This window comes from Clostridium sp. 'White wine YQ' (assembly GCF_028728205.1).
GTDB lineage: Bacteria > Bacillota > Clostridia > Clostridiales > Clostridiaceae > Clostridium_T.
This window is the reverse complement of record NZ_JAQYUU010000009.1, coordinates 133111-147128: the sequence shown is the minus strand read 5'-3', so window position 1 is coordinate 147128 and position 14018 is coordinate 133111. Positions and strand designations below refer to the sequence as shown.

The 14018-nt window shown below is 31.0% G+C and carries 12 protein-coding genes; 7 read left to right on the top strand and 5 right to left on the bottom strand.

The window, feature by feature from the left end; all coding sequences use genetic code 11:
* Positions 1–6: 6 nt before the first annotated feature.
* Positions 7–2670, bottom strand: coding sequence for a sigma-54-dependent transcriptional regulator (locus tag PTZ02_RS18025; RefSeq protein ID WP_274229142.1), 2664 nt, complete (start codon positions 2668–2670; stop codon positions 7–9).
* Positions 2671–2911: 241 nt separating this feature from the next.
* On the opposite strand from PTZ02_RS18025, the gene PTZ02_RS18020 reads away from it, so the two are divergent.
* Positions 2912–5422: a vitamin B12-dependent ribonucleotide reductase gene (locus PTZ02_RS18020; RefSeq protein WP_274229141.1), complete on the top strand. Its 2511-nt coding sequence runs from the start codon at positions 2912–2914 to the stop codon at positions 5420–5422.
* Positions 5423–5481: 59 nt separating this feature from the next.
* Here PTZ02_RS18020 and PTZ02_RS18015 read toward each other — a convergent pair whose 3' ends face one another.
* Positions 5482–6087, bottom strand: coding sequence for an HAD family hydrolase (locus PTZ02_RS18015; protein WP_274229140.1), 606 nt, complete (start codon positions 6085–6087; stop codon positions 5482–5484).
* Between the two features lie 81 nt (positions 6088–6168).
* On the opposite strand from PTZ02_RS18015, the gene PTZ02_RS18010 reads away from it, so the two are divergent.
* Entirely contained in the window at positions 6169–6858 is a 690-nt protein-coding gene (locus PTZ02_RS18010; protein ID WP_274229139.1) for an HD family phosphohydrolase, read from the top strand.
* A gap of 47 nt (positions 6859–6905) precedes the next feature.
* Here the strand turns inward: PTZ02_RS18010 and PTZ02_RS18005 are convergent, their stop codons facing one another.
* Positions 6906–7343, bottom strand: coding sequence for a hypothetical protein (locus PTZ02_RS18005; protein ID WP_274229138.1), 438 nt, complete (start codon positions 7341–7343; stop codon positions 6906–6908).
* A 184-nt stretch (positions 7344–7527) separates the two neighbouring features.
* On the opposite strand from PTZ02_RS18005, the gene PTZ02_RS18000 reads away from it, so the two are divergent.
* The 4 genes from PTZ02_RS18000 to PTZ02_RS17985 are packed head-to-tail and all read left to right on the top strand — an operon-like array spanning position 7528 to position 10947.
* Positions 7528–8496 (top strand): CobW family GTP-binding protein, encoded by a 969-nt coding sequence (locus PTZ02_RS18000; protein WP_274229137.1) that lies wholly within the window; start codon positions 7528–7530, stop codon positions 8494–8496.
* Between the two features lie 2 nt (positions 8497–8498).
* Complete coding sequence (locus PTZ02_RS17995; RefSeq protein ID WP_274229136.1) at positions 8499–9143, top strand: GTP-binding protein; 645 nt, start codon at positions 8499–8501, stop codon at positions 9141–9143.
* 25 nt (positions 9144–9168) lie between these two features.
* Complete coding sequence (locus PTZ02_RS17990) at positions 9169–10206, top strand: permease (RefSeq protein ID WP_274229135.1); 1038 nt, start codon at positions 9169–9171, stop codon at positions 10204–10206.
* On the top strand, positions 10207–10947 hold the full coding sequence (locus PTZ02_RS17985; protein ID WP_274229134.1) for a TIGR03943 family putative permease subunit: 741 nt from the start codon (positions 10207–10209) through the stop codon (positions 10945–10947).
* Positions 10948–11035: 88 nt separating this feature from the next.
* Here the strand turns inward: PTZ02_RS17985 and PTZ02_RS17980 are convergent, their stop codons facing one another.
* Positions 11036–11590 (bottom strand): rubrerythrin family protein, encoded by a 555-nt coding sequence (locus tag PTZ02_RS17980; RefSeq protein WP_274229133.1) that lies wholly within the window; start codon positions 11588–11590, stop codon positions 11036–11038.
* 235 nt (positions 11591–11825) lie between these two features.
* On the opposite strand from PTZ02_RS17980, the gene PTZ02_RS17975 reads away from it, so the two are divergent.
* Entirely contained in the window at positions 11826–12941 is a 1116-nt protein-coding gene (locus PTZ02_RS17975; protein ID WP_274229132.1) for a DUF4932 domain-containing protein, read from the top strand.
* A gap of 9 nt (positions 12942–12950) precedes the next feature.
* On the opposite strand, the gene PTZ02_RS17970 is transcribed toward PTZ02_RS17975, so the two are convergent.
* Positions 12951–14018 carry a DMT family transporter gene (locus PTZ02_RS17970; RefSeq protein WP_274229131.1) on the bottom strand — a complete coding sequence of 356 codons (1068 nt, stop codon included), beginning with the start codon at positions 14016–14018 and terminating at the stop codon, positions 12951–12953.

Below are 14018 nucleotides of genomic sequence, written 5' to 3'. Positions count from 1 at the left end.
TTGCTTTTATAGTTCATAGAAAAAGCTCATTATACGGCATATATCATCATCTGAAATTTTAATAGAATACTTTGTGTTAAGCATTGCACTGGTGCTTTTAATAGTTCTAAATATATCTTCTTTTCCCTTAATATATTTTTCTTTCTCCTTAAAAGGTTCAATTGCTCCACCTTCTTTTAATCTATCTATCATACAAGCTACATGAAAAGTTTCCCCAATCAATATATTTGTTGATATTTTTAATCCTAAAGATTCTATAATTGTGTCATTAAAATTCTTTATGCTTTCTAGCACTTCTATTCCACTAACATTCTTTAATTGCTTCTCCAAAGTTTGCCCCATTTTTATATAAGTAGTTTCTACATCAATTTCTCTCTGAATAGTTTCAGTGTCTTCGAGCTTCAACACACTTTCTAAACCAAACTGCATTATTTCAGTATTAATTTTAAATGGGCTTATAATACAAATTATCTTGTATTCTTTTGAAAGCTCCTTAATTTTCCTCTTAGTTTCTTTATTGTTGCTATACATAATAGGTAATATCTCTACTAACTTTTTATCAAAATGCAGATTCTCTGATAATATATTTTTAATTGTGACAGCTCCGCCTTCTCCAGTTGTGCAAACTGTAATAATAGCAAGCTTTTCATTTTTATTACCTATATCTTTTAACTTAACTGGCTCATCCTCTAATAATGTATTAACCCTCAAGGTTTCCTGATATACTTCCTCAAGTGAATACCCAAGCATAGCTCTTCTTGTAGCTTCAATTACGTGTAAAGTACTTACAAGTGGAAGTGTCTTAGTCCTTATTCCAAGCTCCTCCTGCAATTCCCCTCCAAAAGTTGTTAGCGAACCCATATCCACTAGGAAAAGAATATCGGATTCAATTTTAGATTGAATAATAAAGGTTTTAAGCCTATTGATAACTTTTTGCGGCTTTTCTTCTATAGGTGCATTTATTCCAATCGCATAATTTGCACCCAGAAGTTTATTAGTTGCATCCGCCATAGATGTTGCAGTTGATGCTCCATGTGCTACAACTATTACTTTTACTTCATTATCTTGCTTCTCAACATTTCTATCATCATAAACTAAAAACATAGCTAAAAATGCAGCTTCGTCTATAGGCATAGATACATCCATTACTCTATCAATTATTTTTAAACAATTTAACGCTATATTAAATTCCTTTTTATGCTCTGTTCTTACCGTATTTAATTGAGGGTTTACAATTTTTTGATTTTTTCTGATTCTCTCAATAGAATTTGCAATATGAACAGCCATTCCATAATAGATCTTCTCACTTAAGGTTCTATTTAAACCCTCTTCGCAGTATGATACAATTTGTTGAACTATATTAATTACTTCTTTATCGATAACACTTTCAAGGTTTGAAATATCTCTTTTCTTATTAACACTATAAATATAATTATTGAAGTACTCTTCTATATCTCTTCCCATCTCTTTTTCAAGTTCTTCACTATCTATTCCTCTGCTTTTTAATTCATGTACCCTTAAATCAATCATATCGTATATACTTACTTCACCTTGCTCCTCTTGGAAAAGCACTTGTTCACTATCATTATCAAATATGCAATATCTATTATTAATACCTATTAGCTTATTCCAAAGTTGTCTGTGCTCAACGGCAGAATACAAACCTTGCCTTATATATACAGGAAGCTCCATAGTATTTATCTTCATTTCTTTTTTCTTTCTAGAAACATAGTCAGCGTATGCTTTTGCACAAGCTAACTGCACATCTGTTTTAAGTTGCCCTATGTTATTAGGACAATTGTAACTAGATAGTGCTTTCATGGAATTTACTGATACCATGATGGTTTTATCAAGTCTGAAAGATTCTTCTCTAAGAAATTCGCATATTAAATTAAATCTTTCCTCAAGGCTTCTCTCATTTAAGCTAGGAATTCTTATAATCATTGGTATTCTTCTAGTAAAGGTCTTAAGTAAAGTTGATTCCGGATTCTCAGTAGTAGCTGAAATTATTAAAACATTAGCACTTCTTTCAGATTCTGTTTCACCTAGTCGTCTAAATGTTCCTTTATCCATAAATGTAAAGAACATCTCTTGCCCTTCTGGTGTAAGTCTATGTACTTCATCTAGAAACAATATTCCGCCATTAGCCTTTTCAATTAACCCCACCCTATCTGAGTCTGCCCCAGTATATGAGCCTTTTTTACTTCCAAATATTTGTCCAATAAGAAGTTGAGGGTTATTGGCATAATCTGCGCAGTTAAAGGTTATAAAAGGAGAATCCTTGCCCATACTTTCCATTTCTATTGCATACTTATGAATAAGTCCTGCAAACATGGATTTACCTACACCAGTCTCTCCTAAAATTAAAATATTCATTCCTTTCGGCGGATATAAGATCGCTGCTTTTGCTTGTTCTACTGCTGAAAAAAGGCTACCATTTTTGCTTGCAAATTTATCAAGACTGCTCTCTTCTTCGTTTGCTTCCTGAGGTGTAAAAAGTACTGGCTTGCCTTTAATTTTTATTATTTTACCTTCTTCACTTAATTTATTTAGATCACTACTTACATTGGCCCTATCAAGTCCTAGTGCCGAAGATATGTCACTAGCACTTACGCCTTCCCCGTCATATAGCTCTATTAACTTTTCATAAATTAGATCTATTCTTTTCAACTTTTCATCACCTCTATAAATGTTAACCTTATCATAGAACCTATTATATATTGTTAGATAATTTAAATCAATTTAAAAGATTATAATTTGAAAAACTTTAAATTAGTTAGAAAACAGTAAGATTATCTATTCTAGTTCAGGTTATTTTACCCATATATAGTATTTATATTATTGCATACCACAATATATTGTGTTTAGAATATATTTATAGGCTTATTGTTTTTTTAAAGGAGAGATTAAAATGAATCACTTATACAACCTTATTTCACGTTATTTTACTAAAGAGTTAGAGGGGACTAACAAAACCGTATATGATTTATTCAATTGGAAAACTGTTAAAGTTGAAATATTGGATTACAAAACAAATAAATTAATTTTTTCCAAAGATAATTTAGAATTTCCTGACTTCTATTCTCAAAATGCCTGCAATATCATAGCTAGTAAGTACTTTAGACAAAATGGTGTTCCTAATGGCAACGGATACGAAAGAAGTATGAAAGAAATAACCCATAGATTAGTTAATTTTTGGACTACATATGCTTTAGAACAAGGTTTAATAACTAAAGATAATTCTCAAATATTTTATGATGAACTTGCTTACGGAATATTAAGCCAAAGGTGGGCACCTAATTCTCCTCAGTGGTTTAATACTGGGTTAAAGCTATCTTATGGAATAGATAAAGATTCAGAAGGACACTTTTATTATGATGAAAAACTAGACAAAGTTATGCCATCTACTGATGCCTTTACTAGAACTCAAGGATCTGCTTGCTTTATTAATGGAATAGAAGATACGTTATTAGGACCACGCTCTATAACTGATTTAATTACTACTGAAACTAGACTTTTTAAGCAAGGTTCTGGTACAGGTACTAATTTTTCAAATATCAGAGCAATAGATGAACCTCTATCGGGAGGTGGAAAATCTTCTGGACTTATGTCATTCCTTAAGGTTCTTGATAGAAATGCAGGTGCTATAAAATCTGGTGGAACCACAAGACGTGCTGCCAAAATGGTATGCTTAGATTATGACCATCCTGAAATAATGGAGTTTATAACTTGGAAAGCTAGAGAAGAACAAAAAGTAAGAGATTTAGGTAAAATGGGATATGATATTGGTTTTGAAGGGGAAGCATATGAAACTGTTTCTGGTCAAAATGCTAATAACTCAATAAGATTCTCTGATGAATTTATGAAAAAAGTTATTTCTAAGAATGATGATACTATTTACCTTAAAGGAAGAAAAAGTGAGAGTGTAAATAAAGAGATTTCAGTCAATGAACTATGGAATACCTTTAACGAAAGTTCTTGGAGTTGTGCAGATCCAGCTCCTCAATTTGATGATATTATAAACGCATGGCACACTTGTCCTGCTGGAGAAGATGGGCTATATGGTGCAAAACATAACAGAATAAATGCTTCCAACCCATGCTCAGAGTATCATTTTCTTGATGACACAGCCTGTAACCTAGCAAGTATAAATATCAGAAAATTTTATGATGAACACACTAAGACTTTTGACCTAAAAGGATTAACACACTTAACAGCTTTAATTCAAATTGTACTAGATACCACTATATATCAAGGACAATTCCCAACAGCTGAAATTGCTAGAAAATCCTTTATGTTTAGAACTACAGGACTCGGTATTGCAAACACAGGCTCAACCCTTATGGCAATGGCCATTCCTTATGATAGTGAAGAAGGAAGAAATGTATCGGCTGCTATTATGGGAATAGTAACTGGATATTCATATTATGTTTCTTCTCTTATGGCAGAGAAAGTTGGAGCTTTTCCAAAGTTTGAAATAAATAAAGAATATATGTTAAGAGTTATAAGAAATCATTCTAGAGCAGCAGGTGCTATGCTGGATGACTTTGAAGGATTAGATTATTCACCAATAAAGGTAGATCATGACCTTCTAGATAAACTTTCTTTAGCAAATTTATCTAAGGCTTTAAAAAATTCTTGGGAACTTGCATACTCACATGGAAAAGAAGTTGGGTATAGAAATGCTCAAGTAACTGTAATCGCACCTACTGGAACAATTGCACTAGCAATGGATTGCGATACTACCTCTATCGAACCATTCTTCTCTCATATAGTATGGAAGAACTTAAGCGGTGGTGGCTATATGAAGTTAGTTAATACTACTATAAAAACTGCTTTAGAAACTTTGGGATACAATAAAGAAGAGATGGATTCTATTATCTCCTATATAGATGGTACTGGCAGAATTGAAGATGCTCCATTCTTAAAGGAAGCTCATTATTCAATATTTGATACAGCCAACAAATCTCATGGAGGCTACAGATTTATTTCTCCATTAGGTCATGTTAAGATGGTTGCTGCTTTAACTCCATTTGTTTCTGGAGCTATTTCTAAGACTGTAAACTTACCAAATGATGCTACAGTTGAAGATTTTAAAGCTGTTCATGAAGAATCTTGGAAGCTAGGTGTAAAATGTATTGCCTTATACAGAGATGGCTCAAAGGTTTCTCAACCTTTAAATGTATCTTTAGATTCTGGTGAGAAGAAGCTTGAATCCATGACTTATAAGGAATTAATTGATTATGCAAAATCCTTAGAAAACAAACTAAAAAACATTCCTGCAGAAGCTGCTATTTCTGAAGAAATCATCCCTGAGGGACATCATAAAGTTAAATGCGGCAACTGTGGAAGTCAGCAAATAGTCCCTAATGGAACCTGCTCCCTATGCTTGACATGTGGATCTACTAGCGGATGTAGCTAATTATAAGAAAGAAGAAGTCTAATTTGTACTGACTTCTTCTTTTTCTTTTCTAAAATATATTAAATATTTACTCCATACTTAGATAGCTCGTCTCTTAAATCCTCAGCTCCTTTAAACACTATTCCATTAATTCCAAGCTTGTTGGCTGCTTCAATATTAATTGCAGTATCATCTATAAATATGGTTTCTTCTGCCTTCATGTTATATCTATCAAGTACTAACTTATAAATTTCTTCTTCTGGCTTAAGAAGCTTTTCTTTAAATGAAAATACTCCTCCATCAAAATGTTCAAAAAAGTCATGTTTCTTAGTGACATTTTCATGAGCTACTAGGTGAAAATTTGATAATATATATGTTTTATATCCCGCACCCTTAACTGCTTTTAATATTTCTACTGATTCCTCTATTGGCGTAAGAATCTCATACCAATTGTCCATAGCGAGTCTTATTAAATCTTCGTTTTCTTTACTTCTTTTACATAATACCTCGATTGCTTCTTCTTCAGTGATTGTTCCCCTATCAAGCATTGCCCATTCTTCACTTAGAAATACTTGATTAATTAATTCCTTAACCTTACTTTTTTCTATTCCCTTATTCATTAAATATTCTACCGGATTATAATCTAATAAAACATTTCCTAAGTCAAATATTATGTTCTTAATCATGCTATTTACCTCATCCTTTCACATAGATATATCTTAATTTATATTATATACTATAGATAGATTTAACGGGAGGATTTAATAATGCATACACTTAAAGCTTTAAATCTGCATCTATCAACTGAAGATATTGCTATAATTCAGTCTTCAGTACCAGAAACTCTAATAGACTATTTATTTAATGAAGTTCTAAATAACTATCTATCTTTTGACAAAGGACATGGAATTAATCACATTGTGACTGTAATTAAGTCTTCATTAAAGCTTTCAAAGTTCCATTCTGTAAAAATTCCAATGGTTTTAACTGTTGCTATATATCATGATCTTGGACTTAAATTTGATAGAGCTAAGCATCAAATACACTCAAAAGAAATCCTTATCCAAGATAAAAAGCTTGAAACTTGGTTCTTACCTGAAGAAATATTTATAATGGGTGATGCTTGTGAAGACCATAGGGCTTCAAATAACTACAAACCTAGAAATATATATGGACTTATTATCTCTGATGCTGATAGAACTACAGATATTGATGACATGATTACACGTTGCTATAACTATTCCAAAAAGCACTTTCCTGACTTAGATGAAGAAGAAACATACAATAGAGTTAAAACACACTTAAGAGAAAAATATGGTGATGGCGGGTATGCTAAATTATATTTACCTGAAAGTGAGAAAATAATAATGGAACCTATATATAGCGCTAGAGAAATATTATCAGATGATGATGAGTTTTATAAAGCATACCATAAGAAAATCTTTGATGAACAATAAAGCAAAGCTTGCAATAGGATTACCTTTTGCAAGCTTTTATTTTTTTATTATCTTGTAGTAATATTACTTTCTAGACTTTTTACTATTTCATCTGATTGAGCTTGATTAATTACACCTTTTTCAACTAGTTCCTTGAAAAAATCTCCTCTAGTCTTATGATGCTCTTTTAGATACGCCTCTCTTTGTTCTTTGCTCATATCCTTTAGTTTTTCTCTCTCTTCCTTTCTAGCTGCCTTTTTTTCTTTTGCATATGCTAGAATCTTATCCTCTTGATCTTGAGTTATCTTTGATTCCTTAACCAATTTATCAAGATTTTCTTTTAACTTGCCATGATGTTTTTTATTTAATACAGTTATAGTCTTAGTTTTTGTGCTTTTATCTTGTGTTGAAGCAGTTGATGCATATGCCTTAGTTCCTATGGATAGGGATATTGTAGCAGCCGCTACCCCCAATAGAACTTTTCTTTTGATACTTACTTTGTTCATTTGTTCACTCTCCTTAGAAAATAAATACATCCATATTCTTACCTAAAATAGAAAATTTATTTATATTATTTGAAATCAAATTTGAACTAACTGTTAATTAACTTCAAATGCAAATTATTTGCATTGATTCACATTTCCCATTAGTTTAAAATGAACAATATAATATTTTTGCGAGGTATTAATTATGAGTATTAAAATAGATGTTTTCTCAGGATTCTTAGGCGCTGGTAAAACTATGCTTATTAAAAAGCTTATAGAAGAATCTCTTAATAAAGAAAAAATAGCAATAATAGAAAATGAGTTTGGAGAAATAGGTATAGATGGCTCCTTTCTTAGGAATTCAAAAATCGAAATTACAGAAATAAGTGCTGGATGTATTTGCTGTAGTGTTTATGGTGATTTTAAAAAAGGAATACTTGAAGTTATAGATAAATATTCCCCTGAAAGAATAATAGTAGAGCCTTCTGGAGTAGCAAAACTTTCCGAAATACTTTCAGTTTTTAAGGAGCCAGACATACAAGAAAAAGTTTCATTAAACATGCTTATAACTGTCCTTGATGTAACTAAGTATGATTTATATATAAATAATTTTGCTGACTTTTATAAGGACCAAATAGTCAATGCTAAAACTATCATATTAAGTAGAACTCAAAACATTTCTAAAGATGATGTTTTATCACTTACTGAAAAAATTAAAAAGTTAAACTCACATGCCAGCATAGTTACAACTCCTTGGAGTGATGTACCTGCATCTTCAATTATTGACATAGCAGAAAACACAGAGGAAGTTCCTTTACTAAATAAAATAAATATATTAAAGAAGGATTTGGGGAAAGGCATCTTAAAGACTTCCACGGTAGCTGGAACCAAAGAAGCTTTTGAATCAATTGGAATAGAAACCCCAGAAGTTTACTCAAGAAAAAGAATTGAATCTATATTAAGTAGCTTAACTGACAACTCAAAATATGGACTAGTTCTAAGAGCTAAGGGAATTATTGAGGCTGATGAGGATAACTGGTTAGAATTTGACTATGTTCCAGGAGAATATGAAATTAGGAATTCCAGTGCAGATTATTCTGGAAGAATATGCGTAATAGGAAATCATCTTAATATAAATGAAATTAAAAATCTATTTACCTGTAAGGAAATATAAATATGAAATTTAAAACTGATATCGAAATAGTAACAGGGTTTATCGGATCTGGAAAAACCTATTTTATAAATTCACTTGTTAAAAATACATTACTAAAAATAGAAAAAATATTAATAATTCAATGTGAACAAGGCAATAGCAAAATAAAAGAGGATTTAGTTAGCTTCAAGAACATCACTATTCTAAACTATGATCCCACGGAACCTCTAGATAAAGATATCCTTAAAGAAATTATCTTAAAGCATCAAGTTCACAGAATAATAATTGAGTATAATGGCACTAGAAATTTGGCTGATTTATTAGAGATTCTTAATGAAAGAGAACTAAAGAAAATATCTAACGTTACTTCTATTTTCTTTATAGCAGATTGTACTACATATACGATGTTTTTAAACAATATGCCTACTCTAATACTGCCTAACTTGTATCACTGTAATTTGGTTGTTTTTAATAATAGTTCCAAAATGCCTAAAGATGAATTTAAATCTATTGAAAGACACATTTTGTCACTTAATAGAGATACATTTATATTAAGTTCAACTTCGAAGGATAGTTTAGAAAAAGACTTAAATGAAGAAGATTTCTTAGATGGAGGAATGCTTAAGTTATCTAGAATACTTACCAAGACCCTCTTGTCTAAATTTTAGTGTACATTAAAAGGGAGATAAAAAATTGGAATATAACTATAGTAACAATAAAAATGTCCTCACTACATTATCTAAATTAGCCATAATTCCGCTAATAATTTTAATAATTATATTAATGGTGAAATTTAAGATAACTTTAAACACAAGAACCCTAGCAAACTTTTCTGCAATATTTATAAGTATTGTATTAGAAGCCATGCCTTTTATTTTTATAGGTTCTCTAATATCATCACTTATTCAGATTTTTGTTTCTGAACAAACAATTGCTAGAATACTTCCTAGAAATCCTTTTTTAGCACTACTATGTGCTTCCTTACTAGGTATTTTCTTACCCATATGCGAATGTGGCATTATTCCAATCGCTAAAAAATTAATAAAAAAAGGCGTTCCTGTAGGGGTTGCTACAACCTTTATGATTTCTACTCCAATTATTAATCCAATAGTTCTTTTATCAACCTACTATGCTTTTGGAGGCAACTTGAAAATATTATCTGCAAGAGCTATTTTAGGCATTATTGCTTCTATTATAATTGGTTCATTAATCACAATAATAAATAAATCAAAAACAGATATTCTAAAAGAAACAGATTTTAATGATGATGATTTTTGTGGATGCGGGGTTTCTCATAATACCAGCAAAAAGAATCAATCAAAAATATCTTTGCTATTAGATACACTAACATCAGAATTTCTTGATATAAGTAAATATCTTATATTTGGAGCTATGCTATCTGCAACTTTCCAGGTTCTTGTATCTAGGAGTAGTTTAAATTATCTTGCAAATAACCTATTCTTATCTGTAATTGCAATGGTATTTTTAGCTTTTATTCTCTCTGTATGCTCCGAAGCAGATGCCTTCATTGCTGCAAGTTTTATTGGACAATTTACCACTGGTTCTATATTAGCATTTTTGATATTTGGCCCTATGTTAGATATAAAAAATACACTTATGTTAATTGGGGGATATAAAAGAACTTACGTGATTCCCTTGATACTATGCATAGTTATAATTTGCTCATTAATAGGGTTTGGACTAAATTTAATAGGATTTAAGGTGATATAAATGAAAAGATTTAATACTAATGAATTTTTAAAATTTTTAATATTTTTATTTCTATCCTTATTTCTTTTTAATCTAACCTCTACAGGCAAAATAAAGCTTTTTATAGCACCTAGAATAATAGTGTATCTAAATATCTTTCAGGTATTCTTAAGCTTACTTACTGTATATCAGTTTGGAAAGATATTTACCACCATAAGCAACAGACCTTCAAGCAAAGTTATAATTTTATTTATCTTCACTATACTCATAGGCTTTGGAGCTTCTCATGCTGGTATTGATACCACTATCGTAGACACTAAAGGTGTTAAAGCTGTAAATAAACTAGCTAATATTGCCGGACAAATGACGCCTGAAGAAAGGAAACGAAATTTACCCTTAAGTATAAATGATAATAACTTTGTTAATACACTCTCTGATGTCTTTCAACATATAAATGATTATAATGGCAGAGCTATAACCATAAGTGGTTTTGTCCACAAACAAGATGGACTTAATAATAATGAATTCATTATTTCAAGGCTATATATGAGCTGTTGTGCTGCTGATGCTCAGATTATTGGTCCTATAGGAAGACTTAGAGATTCCACTGAACTAAAAGAGGGTCAATGGGTTACAGTACAAGGAAAACTTTCTGCGAAAAGCCAAGCTACTGATGGGCAATTAACTACAACTCCAGTAGTAGTCATAGACTCAATAAATACTATCCCTAAACCTAATAGCCCTTATGTATATAATAATTAACCTCGTCTCTCCTTAAGGATATTTATTCAAATTCAAAAACCTATTCTTTCATTAAAGAATAGGTTTTTGAATTACTTACTTGTATATATTAAAAAGATTGAAATCTATCTTTACTTACTCCACAAACTGGGCACTTCTCAACATTATCTCCTAATTCAGTAAATCCACACACTGGACAAACATAGATGGTTTCACTACCTATATCTTTTCCTGACTTAGCTGAATCTTGAGCATCTTGAAATAACTTAGCATGAATTTTTTCTGCCTCTAAAGCATAATGGAAAGATCTTTGAGCATCTTTTTCCTCTTGAAATTTTGCAGTTTCAAGATAAACAGGATACATTTGATTAATTTCATGTAATTCACCATCAATTGCACCTTGAAGATTCTCAACAATATTTGTATGACCAAATACAGCCCCTGCAGCAACAGTATTATCTCCAACTTGATCTTTTAATACAGTAAAATGATTTTTTGCATGACATAACTCTGCATAAGCAACCCCTTTGAAAAGTCTACCTATATTAGGATATCCATCTTTTTCTGCAGCTTCTCCCCATATAAGGTATCTCATATGAGCCATACTTTCTCCACCATATGCTGAACGTAAAAAATCAGCAGTCATTGCATTGTTTAATGACATTAACTACACATCCTCTCAAAAATATTTACATGTATATTATTGATAATTAACAATAATTTCATTCATTACTTTTCTCTGTAAGAATAGTGACAATTTAATTTTATGATAATATCTCAAAACTATGCATTTGTAATAAGCCTAATTAATCCTTCTCAATTGTTGTGATCACATGTATTTATATGGTATAATTCCATTATTATTCCAATTTACTTATTTTTAAAGGCGGGTGAGAACTATGAAGAAAGTCATGATATCTTTAATTTCTTTATTCTTTATTTTCAATCTTATTTCTTGCGATAAGAAAGATAGCCAAGCTACTGTTACAGCCACTGATTCTGCAGCTTATTCTATTAAAGAAAGTAGCACCTGTAATGTTAGCATTGAACCTAAAATAGAACTTCTTTCTATAGTTCAATACTTAGCTGATGATCCTACAATTATAAAAGAAAACTTAAGTAGTGATAATGACAAATATAGCAAAGATATTGCTAACTACTTCTCAAAGTATAATGATGAGCCTGTAGTAACTTTATATAAAAAAATGCTTAAAACTGGATTTTCCTATAGTACTCCACCACAAGCTATGCTATATGTTGATGATAATCTTAAACTTTTAACTAATCTTACTTTACCTAGTGACGTAATTTCTGCTGCTGGAAATAAAAAAACACTGATTAAGTTTTTTGACTTACTATCGGATTTTAGAAAGAAATCTAGTTTTGATGATTTTTATTTAAGTCATATTGATTTATACAAAAAATTAGTTTCAACAGTAAAAGAAAAAGTTGATAAGCTAGGTTGCATTGATAAACTTATTGATTATTATGGATATAAACAAAATAGCTATAATTTTATTATAGAACCTTTATCTATTGGGGGATATGCCGCTCGAATCCCTTCAAAAAATGATAAGTTTGATTTATATGATTTTATGGTAATACCCAATGATGATGCTGAATTCTTTCAAATGGTAATTCATGAGTTCGGACATTCCTATGTTAATCCATTAACTGAAAAAAACATAGATGAAGTAAATAAATATAGTAACCTATTTACTCCTATAAAAGATGCTATGACTAAAGAACAGTATGGTTCTTGGGACTTTTGCGTAAATGAGCATATAGTTAGAGCCGTGGCATATAGAAATTTAGATACCAATTTTAGCTCAGGTATAAGCAGACGTTACATTAATATGGATACTAATCGTAAATTTATTTATCTTGATGCATTATCTGAAAAACTAAAAGAGTATGAGAATAATCGTAATAAATACAAAACTTTTAACGACTTTTACCCTAAGCTATTAGAGACTCTTAAGGAATTTTCTGATTCAAGTTCAACTAAAAAGTAATTATAAAAACTAATGTGAATGCCTGTGGTGTATATCTGGAGTGTGAGGGTGCTCATGCTCCATTTCTTTGTGTTCATGAACATGAGAATGGTAACCATCCATAGGAACTTCACCAAGTACATGACTATGTTCATGATGGCTGTCTGAATGATTATGTCTATGTTCGTGAACAATATATTCGTGTCTGTGCTTGTGTGCATGATCTTCTTTAAACAAAAGAAGTGTTCCTACAATCATAATAGGCAAAGAAACAATAAACATAATACCAGGCGCTTCCCTAAATAAAACAAATGATAGAATTGCTCCAATGAACGGTGCAGTTCCAAAGAATGTACTAGTTCTTGCACTTCCTAAACTTCTCATTGCTAATACAAACAATACTAAGCTTACTCCATAACTAAAACAACCTAATATCATAGCCTTTATTATAGTAATTATATTGGGGAAAGGACTATGTATCATAAATCCAAGCAACAAGGAAAAAGAACCTGCACCTAATCCTTTAATTATTACAATGGTGAATGGATTTTTAGCTGATATGTTCCTAGTAAAATTATTATCTATACCCCAACAAACACATGCACCAATTATCCCTAATGCCCCATGTGATATTCCCCATTGATTACTAAAATCCCATGACAATAATATACTTGCACTTGTTATGCATAGTATTGCTATCCACATTCTTTTGGTAATCCCTTCTTTAAAAAACATAACTGCAATTAGAGTAGTTGCTATTCCTTCAAAATTCAATAATAGTGACGCTGTAGACGCAGGTGTAACCTTCAGGCTTGTCATTGAAATTATTGGTGCCATAACACCTCCAAAAACAACTGCCCCTATTAGCCATAAAATGTCCTTTTTTGATAATGGAGCTTCTTTCAAATCTTCATCTTTTCCCCTAAACATAATTGTTTGATATATAAACAAGCCTATTCCACTTCCTAAATATAAAAATGCTGCAAGTGGTACTGGAGCTACATCCCCTAAAAGTATTTTTGCAAAAGGTGAGCTTGCTCCGAATAATACTGCTGCTAACAATGCTTGAATTATTGGATATTTTTTTACATTGTCCAT